Genomic DNA, 13,724 nt, shown 5'->3' with positions numbered 1-13,724 from the left:
GGTTCGCGGCCGGCGGCTGTAACACTGAAAGCATGGCTGAGCAGCACAACGACGCCGGAGGCAGCGAGCTGGGCCGCTTTCTGCGCGCCCGTCGCACCCAGATCACCCCCGCCGAGGTCGGCCTGACCGCCGGCCCCGGCCTGCGCCGCACCCCGGGCCTGCGCCGGGAGGAACTCGCCACCCTGGCCGGCGTCAGCATCGACTACTACACCAGGCTGGAGCGCGGCAAGGAGACCCGGCCCAGCCCCGCCGTCATCGACGCCCTCGGCCGCGCCCTGCGCCTGGACGAGGACGAACACGAGCACCTGCGCAGCCTCGCCGCCCGAGCCGCCCGCTACGCGCCCGAACCGCCGCCCCCGCCCAGCCGTACGGTCCGCCCGCACCTGAAGCTCCTGCTGCAGACCATGCGCCCGAACCCGGCCTACATCGTCAGCCGCAGCATGGACCTGCTCGCCTGCAACCCCGGCGGGCTCGCCCTGTACGCCGGGATGGACGACTGGCCGGCCAAGCAACGCAACCTGGCCCGCTACCTGTTCCTCCACCCCACAGCCCGCGGGCTGTTCCCCGACTGGGAGAACCAGATCCGCGGCTGCGTCGCCCGGCTGCGCGCCCAGGCCGGCACCGACCCCGACGCCCCCGACCTCACCAACCTCGTCGGCGAACTCCTGCTCAAGAGCCCCGACTTCGCCAAGCTCTGGGAACGCTACGAGGTCACCGGCCGAAAGAACGCCCGCAAGACCTTCCGCCACCCCCACGTCGGGACGATCACCCTCGACGTCCAGAGCATGCACCTGGAAGGCACTCCCGGCCAGCGCCTGACCGTGTACGTCGCCGAGCCCGGCACCCCCGACTACGACGCCATGGTCCTGCTGGACCTGGCCACCCCCCACCACGCTCCGCAGACGGCCGAAGAGCGCCAACGCTGACCCATCAGGCGTGCGTCATTCTGGCAAAATGATCACATGCCAGATAAGGGCCGCAAGCGATGGAATCACAACATTCATTACCACCCCCGCATCCTCCACGCCGTCCCCGATGGCGCCCGGCGGGCTCTCGACGTCGGCTGCGGCGAAGGCATGCTCGCCCGTGAACTGCGGCGGGCCGTGCCGGAGGTCATCGGTATCGATCTCGACGCGCCCAGCATCGACCAGGCCCGTGAGCAATCGGACGACGTCGAGTATGTCCTCGGCGACTTCCTCACTCATCCGTTCGAGCCCGCCTCGTTCGATGTCGTCGCGTCGGTGGCCACCCTGCATCACCTGGACGCCGCCAGCGGGCTGGCCCGGATGCGCGATCTGCTGCGTCCCGGTGGCGTCCTGGCCATCGTCGGCCTCGCCCGCAGCACCATGCCCGGGGACCTGCCGCGCGACCTGGCCGGCGTCGCGGTCGGCACCTTCCACCGTGCCAGGAAGGGCCTCTGGAAGCATTCGTCCCCTACCGTGTGGCCGCCGCCGGTGACATATCCGCAGATGCGCGCGTTGGCCGCGGAGATCCTGCCCGGTTCCCTGTACCGCCGCCACCTGCTGTTGCGCTACAGCATCGTTTGGCGCAAGCCGCAGGTCTGAGCCCCCTACGGCCTTTCCCGCCGTGCGACCGCGGGCATCAGGGTGAAGGCGAACACCACGCACACGACGCCCGTCGCGGCGCAGGCCCACCACAGCATTCCCGCCTGGAACAGTACGGCGCCGACGGCCGGTCCGGCGAAGCGGGCGATGGCGGTGGTCCAGCCGTACAGGGCCTGGTAGGTGCCGTGGGCGCCGTCCGGGGTGAGGTCGGCGATCAGCGCCGCCTCGAAGCCCGCCATGCCGATCTCGCCGATCGACCACAGCACCACCGTGACCACGTAGTGCCACGGCTGGCTGGCCAGGCCGGTCAAGGCCAGGCCGAGGCCCACCACGGTCATGGAGACGCCGAGGACCGGCAGCCGGGGCAGGCGCGACAGCCAGGAGATGAACAGCGGCTGGAAGATCACGACGATCGCGCCGTTGACGGTGATGAGCAGCCCGTACAGCGACGCCGGGAGCCCGTCGGCGGCCAGGGCCAGGGGCAGCGCGTACGAGGCCTGCGCGTACAGGATCAGCCCGAGCAGCAGGAAGGCCAGCGCGGCCAGCAGCACCCGGTCGCGGGCCGCGATCGCGTAGCCGTTGCGCGCGGGTCTGGCGGCGGCCTTGTCGTGGCCACGGGGGATGCCGATGGCCACGATCACGGCGAAGGCGACGCTGGTGGTCACGTCCAGGATGACCAGGAGCCAGAAGCCGTGGGCGAGCAGGAGTCCGGCGACGGCGCCTGCCGCGGCGGTGCCCACGTTGACCGCCCAGTGCATGAGCCCGAAAGCCTTCGCGCGGAGGTGCGGTGGTGTGGTCTCGGCGACCAGCGCCGAGGCGGCCGGCCGGTAGACGTCGCCCGCCAGCCCCATGGCCAGGGCCGCGGTCATCAGCCAGGCCAGGCTGCCGGCGGCCGCGATGAGGATCAGGCAGGCCGCGGTGGCGAGCAGTCCGCCGATGAGGGTGACGCGGCGGCCGAACCGGTCGGCCAGGTAGCCGCCCAGCGGCTGCCCGCCCAGGCCGCCCAGCCCGTACGCGGAGATGACGGCGGCGATCTGCGCGGCCGCATACCCCCGCCCGGTCAGGTAGAACACGAGGAACGGCAGCACGACCCCGCCGAACCTGTTGACCAGCTGGCCGGAGAACAGCAGCCAGAACACCTTGGGCAGCCCCTGGAACACAGGGTTGGGGGCGGGAGCCGTGATCGTCATGAGTGCATGGTGCGGGCGGCCCTCGGGGCGGGGCGACACATTCGGCGTGCGCCGAATCAGTCGTCCAGCAGGGCCTGGGCGCGCGGGGTTCGTACGTAGAGCATGGCCCGGCCGACGCGGTGCTTGGTGACCAGGCCCGCGGACAGCAGCAGGGCGAGCTGCTCGGAGACGTTGGCGGGGGACAGGCCGGTGCGCCGGGACAGGTCCGTGGTGGAGGCGGGGGTGTCGAGCTCGGCCAGCAGCAGCGCGCGGGAGCGGCCGATGACGGCGGCAAGGGCGTCGGGGGCGGGCGCGGTGCCGCGTTCCCACAGCGTGGCGACGGCGCGTACGGGGTAGGTGATGACCGCCTGGCCGGGGGAGTCGGTGCGGTAGAGCAGTCTGGGCCAGACGAAGACGGACGGGGCCAGCAGCAGGCCCTCGCCGTTCAGCGTCCGGGACAGCTCTTTCGGGCGGTCGTCCAGGTAGAGGGTGCGGTCTTCCCAGCGGATGGCCGCGTGCATGTCCGCGAACACGCCGGCGGGGCCGCGTTCGGCGTACTGCCGGGCGCGGTAGAGCAGGTCGCCTTCGAGGAGATTGCGCATGCGCGGCCAGTGCGCTGCCATGGCGAGTCGCCAGAAGGCCTCGATGACGTGCGCCAGCCGTTCGAGGCCTGGGCCCGGATCCTGGTACAGCTCCATGGCGCAGCCGGTCAGCGAGCCGGGGATCTCGGCGGCCATGCGGTCGAGGTCCGTGCGGATGATCTCGTGCGGGGTGGCGCGCAGGACCGCCAGCTCGCCGGCCAGGTCCGGGGTCGGGCTGGTGGGGACGGGACACAGGAAGTCGGGGATATAGCCGGCGCCGGTGATGAGGTCGAGCAGCGGGGCCAGATCGCCGCCGATCAGGGGGCCTACCTGCTTGAACCACGGCAGATGCAGGGGCCGCCCGGCGGGGGTGCGCAGCGCTTGGATACCGGCGGAGACCTCCCTGAGCGGGGAGTACGCGAACCTGATGGAGGTCAGGTCGTAGGCGGAGAACGCCACCGTGAGCATGCCAGAGACCCCTTGGATTCGGCTACGGCCGAAGGTATCGCAGGAGTCCGGCCCGGGGCTCCCGGTCTTGACGCGCGCTCTTTGTTAACGGTTAACTGACCACCGTTAACGGTGAACGGAAGGTTTCTTCGCGCTCGCGATCACGGTGCTGCAGAACGGAGTCGTGTTCGCCGGCCTGGTGATCAGCATCCTGCCGGTGCTGGTCGTCTACTTCCTGCTGCAACGCAGGATCATCAGCGGTTTCGCGGGAGGGCTCAGGGATGACCGGGTTGCGACCTTACGAGCTGCGGACCGGCGGGCAGCACGAGCCGCTGGGCGTCGTCGCCGCGCCCTCGTTCTCCTGGCGGCTGGAGTCGGACCGGCGTGGCGCGCGCCAGCGCTCCTACCGCGTCCGGGTGCGGCACCTGCCGGCGACCGGCGGCGCGGTGCTGGTGTGGGACTCCGGCGTGGTGCAGTCGGACAGCACTGTCGGCGCCCGCTACGGCGGCGGGCCGCTGGTGACGTCGTCGGCCTACGAATGGGAGGTCGAGGTCGAGGACGAGACGGGCGCGCGGGCGATGGCGCGGGCCCGGTTCGGCACCGGGGTGGTGCACGCGGGGGAGTGGCGGGCCGCGTGGATCGGCCGCAACCCGATCTACCGCCAGGCGGCCTCGCCGCCACAGGACACCGACATCAGCTACACGGTGAACAAGCTGCAGCCGGTGCGCCGCTTCGTCCACGGCTTCGACCTGACCGAAGTGCCGGCGTCGGCCCGGGTGCACGCGTCGGCGAAGGGCGTGTACCGGCTCTACGTCAACGGCCGCCGGGTCGGGCGGGACGAGCTGGTGCCGGGCTGGACCGAGTACCGGGAGCGGATCACGTACCAGACCTGGGACGTGACCGCCCTGCTGCGGCCCGGCCGCAACACGGTCGCGGCGCTGCTGGGCGACGGCTGGTACGTGGGCTTCATCGGCACCGACCGGCGCCACCAAGCGCAGCACTACGGCACCGAGCCCGCGCTGCTGGTGCAGCTCGACGTGGACGGGGCGGACGGGTCGCGCCGGTCGATCGTCAGCGGCGAGGGGTGGAAGGAGTCGCCGAGCGACATCCTCTACGCCGACCTGCTGATGGGCCAGTACGAGGACTCGCGCCGCGCCGAACCGGGCTGGGAGCTGCCGGGACACGACACCTCGACTTGGTCGGCGGCGGTGGTGACCTCCCGCGACACCTCCACGCTGGTCCCGGAGGCCGACCCGGCGGTGCGGGTGACGGGCCGGGTGCCCGCGGTCGCGGTGACGCCGCGGGGCGACGGGCGGTTCGTGGTCGACTTCGGGCAGAACGTGGTCGGCCGCGTCGCCCTCACCCTGACGGGCCAGCCCGCCGGCACCCGGGTCCAGCTCACCCACGCCGAGGTGCTCGACGGGCACGGCGACCTCTACACGGCGAACCTGCGCACCGCCGAACCCGTGGACGTCTTCTGGACCGACGGCTCGCCGGCGCAGGTGTTCGAGCCCCGCTTCACCCTGCACGGCTTCCGCTACGCCGAGGTCTCCGGCCTGACCGGGGACCTCGGCCCCGAGCAGGTCGATGCGGTCGTGCTGCACAACGGCTTCGCGCTGACCGGCGCGTTCGAGACCTCCAGCGCGGACCTGAACGCGCTGGCCTCGAACATCACCTGGAGCCTGCGGGGCAACTTCGTGTCGATCCCGACCGACTGCCCGCAGCGCGACGAGCGGCTCGGCTGGCTGGCCGACGCGCAGGTGTTCACGCCGACCGCGCTGCTGCTGGCCGACGTCGCCCCGCTGCTGCGCCGCTGGCTGCGGGACGTGCGCCTCGGCCAGTCCGCGGACGGCGCGTTCCCCGACCTCTCGCCCCGCCTCATCCACCTGCGGGAAGGCGCGCCGGCCTGGGGCGACGGCGGGGTGACGATCCCCTGGCACCTCTATCGCGCGAGCGGCGACGCCGACGTGCTGCGGGAGTCCGTGGACGCGATGGTCGCCTGGGTACGGCACATCGAACGGCACAATCCCGGACTGATCTGGCGCGAGCGCGTCGGCAACAACTACGGGGACTGGCTGCAGGTCGGCGCGGAGACCCCGAAGGACGTGCTGGCCACCGCCTACTTCGCGCACAGCGCCGAGCTGACCGCGCGCAGCCTCGCCGTGCTCGGGCGGGACGCCGAGGTGCGGGAACTGGCCGGCCTCGCCGAGCGCGTCCGCGCGGCCTACCGGGCGGAGTTCATCGGCCTCGACGGCCGGGTGCACGGCGACACCCAGGGCGCCTACCTGCTCACCCTCGCCTTCGACCTGTGCGCGGCGGAGCAGCGCGATGCCGTCGCCGGGCGGCTCGTGGCGGCGATCGAACGCCGCGGCGTCTCCCTCACCTCGGGTTTCATCACGGTCGGGCTGCTGTGCCCGGTGCTGACCGCGATCGGCCGCTCGGATCTGGCGTACGCGCTGATCAACGACGACCGGTACCCGTCGTGGCTGTTCTCCGTGCGCAACGGGGCGACGACGATCTGGGAGCGCTGGGACGGCCGGACGCCGGATGGCGGTTTCCAGTCGCCGCGGATGAACAGCTTCAACCACTACTCCCTCGGCGCGGTCGGCGAGTGGCTGTTCACCGGGGTGCTCGGCATCGGGCAGGCGCCCGGCTCGGCCGGGTACGCCGACATCCGGCTCGCGCCGCAGCCGCACACCTCCCTCGACTGGGCGCGCGGCGCGATCGACACCCCTCGCGGGCGCGTCGCCAGCTCCTGGCACCGCGACGAGGCGGGGTGGTGCGAATGGTCGGTCCTGATACCGCCGGGAGCGGCTGCCGTAGCCGTGCTCCCGGTGCCCTCGGCGGCGACGATCACGGAAGGCGGCGAGGCCGTCACCCGATCGGAAGGGGTCACCCTCCAGGCGGAGCGGCCGGGGTGCACCCAGCTGCGACTGGCGTCGGGAAGCTACACCTTCCGCTTCCCGGCCGGAGCCGCGACGCCGACCCACTGATTTCCCTTCGACCCCCTTGGAGTACCACCAGCATGTTCAACCGGAAGATCGCCGCTCTCGCCGCGGCGGCGCTGGCCCTGACCGCCTGCGGGTCGCAGCCGCAGGCGCCGGGCAACGACAAGACCAACGCGCTCACCATCGCCACGACGTCGAACAATCAGGCGCCGATGCAGGCGGTGGTCGAGGCGTACAAGAAGAAGACCGGCCTCGACATCAACGTGACCGTGGCCGACACCGCGCAGTACCAGACGACGCTGCGTACCCAGCTGTCGTCGGGGACGGCGCCCGACGTGTTCACGGTGTGGCCGGGCAGCGGCAATCCCGGCGCCATCTCCATCCTGCAGAAGGCCGGTTACCTGGCCGACCTGTCGGACCGGCCGTGGGCCGCCAAGATCGAGCCCGGCACCGCCGAGACGATGCGGATCGGCGGCAAGACTTACGGTCTGCCGTCCAAGCTCGACGCGATCGGCGCGATCTACAACGTCGCCACGTTGAAGGAGATCGGGTTGAAGACGCCGGAGACCTACACCGAGCTGCTCAAGTTCTGTGCGGACGTCCAGGCCAAGGGCAAGGTCGCCTTCGCGCTGGGGATCCAGACCGACTGGGTGACGCAGCTCATCCCGTACGCGCTGGTCGCCTCGACCGTCTACGCCGCCGACCCGTCGTTCAACGACAAGATGACGAAGCAGCAGGCGCGTTTCGCCGGCTCCGGCTGGGAGGCCGCCTTCACCAAGTACCTGGAGATGAACAAGGCGGGCTGCTTCAACACCGATCCGCTCGGCACCGACGTGACCGCCTCCTACAACCTGGTCAACACCGGTAAGGCTGTCGGCGTGGTGCAGGTGCTCGCTTCCTACTCGCAGATCACCTCGACCGCCCCGAAGGACGCGGAGTTCGGGTTCTTCCCGCTGCCCGGCGGTGACAGCGGCACCAATCCGGTCCCGCGGGGCATCGGCGTGAGCTTCGCGGTCAACGACGAGGCCAAGAACAGGGTGAACGGCCTCGGCTTCGTCGACTGGCTGGCCACGCCGGAGGCCATCAAGGTCTGGTTCGACACCGCGCCCGGCATCCCCGCGATCCAGGGGGCCGAGGTCGAGGCGGCACCGGCCGTGCGGGCGGCGATCGACATCATCGCCGCCGGTCACACCGCGCCCTTCCCGGACTCCGGCTGGCCCAACGCGCAGGTGCAGGCCGCTCACTTCGCCGGGATCCAGCAGCTCTTCTCCGGACAGGCGGACGCCAAGCAGGTGCTGGCCTCGATGGACGAGGCGTACGGCGCCGGGTGATCCGCTCATCTGCCCCCGGAATCCCTCAATCTCCCCATCTCCCGCGAAAGATCCATGACTGATACCTCGTCCCATGACATCATCGCCGCCGTACCCGTGTCGTTCGCCGAGGACGGCGCACTCGACCTGGCCGGGACCCGTGAGATCCTCGCGTACGTCGCGGGCTCCGGGGTCCAGGGGGCGCTCGTGCTCGGCACGACCGGCGAGTTCCCGGCCCTGTCGATAGAGGAGCGCAACGCCGTCGCGGCGCTCGCCGTGGAGGTGCTGCCCGGCATCCGCGTGATCGTGCACGTCGGGGCCGCCAGCCGGTACGAGGTGTCGCGACTCATCGCGGGCGCGCGGGCGGCCGGCGCCCGCGAGATCGCCGTGCTCACCCCGTTCTATCTGCCGACGCCACCAGAAGAGGTCTACGCGTTCTTCCGGGAGGTTTGCGCGGAGGCCGGCGGGCTGGACGTGTTCGTCTACCTCTTCGAGGCGCGCACCGGCGTGGCGGTGGACGAGGAACTGCTGGTGCGGCTCGCGGGCCTGCCGAACGTCGTGGGGGTGAAGGTCAGCGGGGAATCGCTCGACACGATCGCCGGGTACCGGGCCCGCCTGCCCGAAGGGTTCCTCATCTACACCGGCAGCGACGCCGACTACGCGGGGGCGGCCGCGGCGGGCGCCGACGGGATCGTGTCCGGGGTGGCGTCGGCGTTCGCCAAGCCGTTCGTCGCGATGCGGGCCGCGCTGGAGCGCGCGGACGCCGGCGCGGTGGCGCGCCTGCAGGGCGACGTGGACGAGGTGGTGGACGCGATCCGCGGCGAGCCGACGCGGATGCTCGCCGTGCACCGCCTCGCCGGACGGCCGGTCGGCCGCTCCCGCATGCCAATCCCGGAACCCGACCAGGAGGCCCTGCGGCGGCTCGCCCGCGACCTCCCGCTCCACCACTGACCACCTTGATCGCTTCGCATCCAGCCAAAGGGAGAATGCCATGACGCGTACGCGTTCACACCCCCCTGTCCGCACCGCCGCCCTCGCCCTGGCGGCCCTCCTCGCCCTGTCCGCCGCCCCGGCGCACGCCACCGTGGACGGCCCGCCGCTGAAGGTGCCCGACGGGCTCATCGACACCTCCAACACCGCCACACTCGGCCTGGACCGCGCCGCGCGCGCCGAGACCATCACGGTCTTCGCGCCCGGCGCCGAAGACCGGAAATACAACCACGGCGTCGTGCTCATGCCGTTCAAGGGACGGCTGTACGCGCAGTGGCAGAGCTCCGCCGTGGACGAGGACGCGCCCGACACGATCGTCACCTACGCCACCAGCAAAGACGGGAAGAGGTGGTCGAAGCCGATCCCGCTCACCGCGCCACGCACCGACGGCTACACCTCCAGCGGCGGCTGGTGGACCAACGGGCGGACCCTCGTCGCCTACCTCAACGTCTGGCCACGCGCCCTGACCCCACGCGGCGGCTACACCGAGTACGTGACCAGCAGGGACGGCCGGCACTGGAGCAGCCCCCGCCGGGTGACCGGCGCCGACGGGCAGCCGGTGAACGGCATCATCGAGCAGGACGTGAAGGCGCTGCCGGGCGGGCGGGTGCTGACCGCGTTCCACATGCAGCCCGGCCTGTTCGTCAAGCCGTACTACACCGACGACCCGCTCGGCGTCTCCGGCTGGAAGCAGGGCGACTTCACCAACCAGCCGAACACCCCGGAGATGAGCCGCGAGCTGGAGCCGAGCTGGTACCGGCGCCCGGACGGCTCGATCGTGATGGTCTTCCGCGACCAGGGCGGCGGAACCCTCCGCAAGCTCGCCGCGGTGAGCACCGACGACGGCGAGACCTGGTCGGCGTCGGGGGAGACCAACGTGCCCGACTCGCGCACCAAGCAGAGCGCGGGGAACCTGCCGGACGGCACCGCCTACCTGGTGGGCAACCCGACCGGCACCCGCAACAGGTACCCGCTGACGGTGCTGACCAGCGCCGACGGGGTGACCTTCGACAAGGCGTACAACCTGCGCACCGCCGAGGACCTGCAACCGCGCCGCTACGAGGGCCTGTACAAGAACGCCGGGTACAGCTACCCGAAGAGCATCGTGTGGAAGGGCTCTCTGTACGCGGCGTACGGCACGAACAAGGAGGATGTGCAGCTCAGCCGGGTCCCTGTCGCCGACCTCGGGCGGCGGGTGAGGTAGGCCGGCCTCCGCCGCGGTCCGCGACGCGCTGGCGGCGTCGGCGGGTCATCCCGTGACGGAGAAGATCGTGCCCAGCATGCTGCGCGCGGCGGCGAGCTGGGCCTCGGGCAGGTCGCCCACCTTGCTCTTGAGCCGGGTGGCCGCCACGGTGCTGATGCGGTCGATCATGGCGGCTCGGTCGTCGCCGACGTCGACGACGAAGGCGGTCAGGGCGTGCGCCAGGTCGGCGGCCTCGACGTGCGCGGTGAGCACGTTGTCGTTGTAGAGCGTGTGGTAGAAGTCGCCGGTCACGACGAGCCGGACTTCCTCACGGTCGCCGAGCTGGACGGTCCACAGCTCGCCGAATCGGTGGCTCACGCGGCCTCGCCGCGGTGCTCGTCGGCGGCCCGCGCGGTGTCGTCGGCGACGATCCGCTCGTCGGCTTCCTGGTGGGCGCTTTCGCCGTAGACCTTGGCGCGGGCGGCCGCGCTGTGGGTGGCGGCGATCTCGCGAAGGGCTCCGCGCTCCAAAACGGTGGAAACGCTGAGCCCGTTCGCCTCGGCGTGCTTGCGTACCGCCTCCAGGATCCACGGGGCGATGCTGACGGACGTTCTCTCCTTGGCCATGATCCGTATGCTATGGCCGATGCGCTGAGAGTGCTACCCGTCGTAATACTCGGGCTCATACTCTCGCCGTCGCGCCACCGCCTAGCTGGTGGCGCGCCAGGTGAGGGAGAGGCCGGTCGCGGCGCGTTCGGTGCGGATCTCCATCATGGTGCCCAGGATGGTGGCATGATCGGACACGACGGGCACGGCGTCGGGCGTATAGGCGATCCGGGTGCTGACGAGCACGGCACTGCCCTCGGGCTCGTGCAGGCGGCGCGCGGCGGCGGGGTCGAGCAGGCCGGGCCGGACCACCTCGGACGCCCGGGCCACCGCCACTCCCGCCTCGGCGAGCGCCGTATAGAGGGAGACGGCGGTGAAGTCGCGGTCGCGGATCTGGTCGGCCGCCGGCCGGCGTACCCAGGACACCTGGTGTACGGCGGGACGGCCGGCGAACTCACGGACCCGCTCCAGCCGCAGGGCGGTCTCGCCGGGAGGCAGCCGCAGCTCCGCGGCGATCCGGGCGGGGGCCCGGCGCATCGCCCGCCCGGCCACCACAGTGCGTACGTCGTGGCCCTGTTCCCGCAGATCGTCGGCCAGGCTGCGGAGCGAGCCGAGCTGGTACGCCAGATGGGCCGGGGCCACGAACGTGCCTTTGCCGGGCCGCTGCACGATCAGCCTCTCGTCGCTGAGCTCCCGCAGCGCCTGGCGCAGCGTCATGAGGGTCACCCCGTAGGAGGTGCTCAGCTCCCGTTGCGGGGGCAGGGCCTCACCGGGGGCGTAGTGTCCCGACCGGATCTTCGCGGCGAGGTCGGCGGCGATGGCGCGGTATCTCGCCTCATGCCCGGCGTCGGGGGTCATCCTGGTGCGTCACTCCTGGTCGAGGGCCCGGCGCAGGGTCGCGAGGAAGGCCGTCAGGTCGTCCGGCCCCGCCCCGTCGAGCACCCGCCGCATGACCGCGGCGCCGACCACCACGCCGTCGGCGTACCGGCCTGCCTCCCGCGCCTGGTCAGGCGTGGAAATGCCAAATCCTAGCAAGACCGGCCGGTCGGTGCCGCGTTTGATCCGCGCGGTGAGCTCGGCCGCCGAGGCGGCGAGGTCGGCCCGCTCGCCGGTGGTGCCCATCACCGACACCGCGTAGACGAATCCGCGACTGCGGCGCGAGATCTCCGCCAGCCTGGGTTGCGGCGTCGACGGCGATGCCAGCAGGGCCAGCTCGATCCCGGCGGCGGCGGCCACGTCCGTCAGCTCGTCCGCCTCGTGCACCGGCAGGTCGGGCACGATCAGGCCGCCGACGCCGGCCCGGCGCAGCGCGACGCAGAACGCCTCGGGCCCGTCATGCAGCACCAGGTTGTAGTAGGTGCTGGCGACCAGCGGCACGCCCACGCTCTGGACCTCAGCCAGGTCGGCGAGGATCCGGCGGGTGCTCGCTCCCCGGGTCAGCGCCACGTTGCTCGCCTGCTGGATGGTGACGCCGTCGAGCGTGGGATCGGAGAACGGCAGGCCGACCTCGATCGCGTCCGCGCCGGCCGCGGCGAACGCTTTCAGGTATCGCGTCCAGCCGGGGGTGACGCCCCCGGTGATGTACGGCATGAGCAGACCGCGACCGGTGTCCCGGCGGGCACGCAGGTGGCGTTCGACCTCGCCCGGGGCCAGGATGTCCGTCACAGCAGCTCCTTCAGGGTAGAGATGTCCTTGTCGCCCCGGCCGGACAGCGTCATCAGGACCGTCGATCCGGCGGCCAGTTCGCCGTCGCCCGCCGCGCGGATCACCCAGGCGAGGGCGTGCGCCGATTCGAGCGCCGGGACGATGCCCTCGGTGCGCGCCAGCCGTAGCGCCGCGCCGACCGCCTCCTCGTCGGTCACCGTGAGGTACCGGGCCCGGCCCAGCTCGCGCAGGTGGGCGTGCTCCGGGCCGACCCCCGGGTAGTCGAGGCCGGGGGCGATGGAGTGCGCCTCGACGATCTGCCCGTCGTCGTCCTGCAGGAACAGCGACCGGCAGCCGTGCAGGACGCCGAGCCTGCCGCGGGCCGCACCGGCGCCGCCCTCCGCCTCGACACCGACGAAGCGCGCCGAGGTGTCGGCGAAGCCGGCGAACGTACCGGCCGCGTTGGAGCCGCCGCCGACGCACGCGACCACGTGGTCCGGTACGCCGGTCCGCAGTTCGGCGGCGCACTGCGCGCGGGCCTCGTCGCCGATGACCCGCTGGAACTCCCTGACCATCCACGGGTACGGATCCGGCCCGATGACCGAGCCGACGCAGTAGTGGGAGTCGCCGGTGACGCCCACCCAGTGCCGCATGGCCTCGCTGGTCGCGTCCTTGAGCGTACGGCTGCCCGTGGTGACCGGGATCACCTCGGCGCCCAGCATGCGCATCCGGAAGACGTTCAACGCCTGCCGCTCGATGTCGCGCTCGCCCATGAAGATCGTGGCCTCGAGCCCGAGCAGCGCGGCGGCGGTCGCGGCGGCCACCCCGTGCTGACCCGCTCCCGTCTCGGCGATCAGCCTGCGCCGTCCCATCCGGGTGGCGAGCAGGGCCTGGCCCAGCACATTGTTGATCTTGTGTGACCCGGTGTGGGTGAGGTCCTCGCGCTTGAGGTAGAGCCGCACGCCCAGCTCCTGCGACAGGCGCCGGGCCGGTGTGAGCGGGGTCGGCCGTCCGGCGTGCAAGGCGAGCAGTTCCGCCAAGTCGCCGCGGAAGCCCGGATCCGCCCGCGCCTCCCGGAACGCCTCGTCCACCTCGCGGCACGCCTCCACCAGGGACTCCGGCGCGTACCGCCCGCCGTACTCGCCGAACCGGCCCCGCGCCTGGGGCTCGCCCATCGTCCCGCCCACCGGGACGGGCTCCCGCCATGGCGACATCTCTCGCATCTCACGCTCACCTCGTTCTATAACTCTTCATAGAGTTCTATAACAGTGAGTGTGGCATG

Annotated in this window: 13 protein-coding genes; 6 read left to right on the top strand and 7 right to left on the bottom strand. The window is 71.8% G+C overall.

Annotated elements, in window-relative coordinates; all coding sequences use genetic code 11:
* Positions 1-32 precede the first annotated feature (32 nt).
* Positions 33-926, top strand: coding sequence for a helix-turn-helix transcriptional regulator (locus AB0C30_RS43360; protein WP_357955154.1), 894 nt, complete (start codon positions 33-35; stop codon positions 924-926).
* Between the two features lie 36 nt (positions 927-962).
* Positions 963-1,565: a class I SAM-dependent methyltransferase gene (locus AB0C30_RS43355; RefSeq protein ID WP_357955152.1), complete on the top strand. Its 603-nt coding sequence runs from the start codon at positions 963-965 to the stop codon at positions 1,563-1,565.
* A 5-nt stretch (positions 1,566-1,570) separates the two neighbouring features.
* Here the strand turns inward: AB0C30_RS43355 and AB0C30_RS43350 are convergent, their stop codons facing one another.
* Together AB0C30_RS43350 and AB0C30_RS43345 are read right to left on the bottom strand one after the other, a co-directional pair.
* Entirely contained in the window at positions 1,571-2,755 is a 1,185-nt protein-coding gene (locus AB0C30_RS43350; protein WP_357955150.1) for an MFS transporter, read from the bottom strand.
* 56 nt (positions 2,756-2,811) lie between these two features.
* Positions 2,812-3,783, bottom strand: coding sequence for a DUF5937 family protein (locus AB0C30_RS43345; RefSeq protein ID WP_357955148.1), 972 nt, complete (start codon positions 3,781-3,783; stop codon positions 2,812-2,814).
* A 260-nt stretch (positions 3,784-4,043) separates the two neighbouring features.
* Between AB0C30_RS43345 and AB0C30_RS43340 the strand changes: the two genes are divergently transcribed.
* From AB0C30_RS43340 to AB0C30_RS43325, 4 genes are read left to right on the top strand one after another with little or no spacing between them, the layout of a single operon-like run.
* The gene (locus AB0C30_RS43340) at positions 4,044-6,755 is read left to right on the top strand and encodes a family 78 glycoside hydrolase catalytic domain (protein ID WP_357955145.1); all 2,712 of its coding nucleotides are present in this window, start codon (positions 4,044-4,046) and stop codon (positions 6,753-6,755) included.
* Positions 6,756-6,787: 32 nt separating this feature from the next.
* Entirely contained in the window at positions 6,788-8,041 is a 1,254-nt protein-coding gene (locus AB0C30_RS43335; RefSeq protein WP_357955142.1) for an extracellular solute-binding protein, read from the top strand.
* Between the two features lie 54 nt (positions 8,042-8,095).
* Positions 8,096-8,971 (top strand): dihydrodipicolinate synthase family protein, encoded by an 876-nt coding sequence (locus AB0C30_RS43330; protein ID WP_357955140.1) that lies wholly within the window; start codon positions 8,096-8,098, stop codon positions 8,969-8,971.
* Between the two features lie 40 nt (positions 8,972-9,011).
* Positions 9,012-10,214, top strand: coding sequence for a sialidase family protein (locus AB0C30_RS43325; RefSeq protein WP_357955138.1), 1,203 nt, complete (start codon positions 9,012-9,014; stop codon positions 10,212-10,214).
* Between the two features lie 45 nt (positions 10,215-10,259).
* Here the strand turns inward: AB0C30_RS43325 and AB0C30_RS43320 are convergent, their stop codons facing one another.
* The 5 genes from AB0C30_RS43320 to trpB form a co-directional block, all read right to left on the bottom strand.
* Positions 10,260-10,571 carry a type II toxin-antitoxin system PemK/MazF family toxin gene (locus AB0C30_RS43320; protein ID WP_357955136.1) on the bottom strand — a complete coding sequence of 104 codons (312 nt, stop codon included), beginning with the start codon at positions 10,569-10,571 and terminating at the stop codon, positions 10,260-10,262.
* A complete protein-coding gene (locus tag AB0C30_RS43315; protein WP_357955134.1) occupies positions 10,568-10,819 on the bottom strand; it encodes a hypothetical protein in 252 nt (83 codons plus the stop codon). The genes AB0C30_RS43320 and AB0C30_RS43315 overlap by 4 nt, the downstream gene beginning before the upstream one ends.
* 81 nt (positions 10,820-10,900) lie before the next feature.
* On the bottom strand, positions 10,901-11,656 hold the full coding sequence (locus AB0C30_RS43310) for a GntR family transcriptional regulator (RefSeq protein ID WP_357955132.1): 756 nt from the start codon (positions 11,654-11,656) through the stop codon (positions 10,901-10,903).
* A 9-nt stretch (positions 11,657-11,665) separates the two neighbouring features.
* Entirely contained in the window at positions 11,666-12,463 is a 798-nt protein-coding gene (trpA, locus tag AB0C30_RS43305) for a tryptophan synthase subunit alpha (RefSeq protein ID WP_357955130.1), read from the bottom strand.
* Positions 12,460-13,656: a tryptophan synthase subunit beta gene (gene trpB / locus AB0C30_RS43300; protein ID WP_357955457.1), complete on the bottom strand. Its 1,197-nt coding sequence runs from the start codon at positions 13,654-13,656 to the stop codon at positions 12,460-12,462. Before trpB ends, trpA begins: the two co-directional genes overlap by 4 nt.
* Between the last annotated feature and the right edge of the window lie 68 nt (positions 13,657-13,724).

This window comes from Nonomuraea sp. NPDC048901 (genome assembly GCF_040649695.1).
GTDB lineage: Bacteria > Actinomycetota > Actinomycetes > Streptosporangiales > Streptosporangiaceae > Nonomuraea.
The sequence above is the reverse complement of the archived record's forward strand: the minus strand, read 5'-3'. Positions and strand labels throughout refer to the sequence as shown.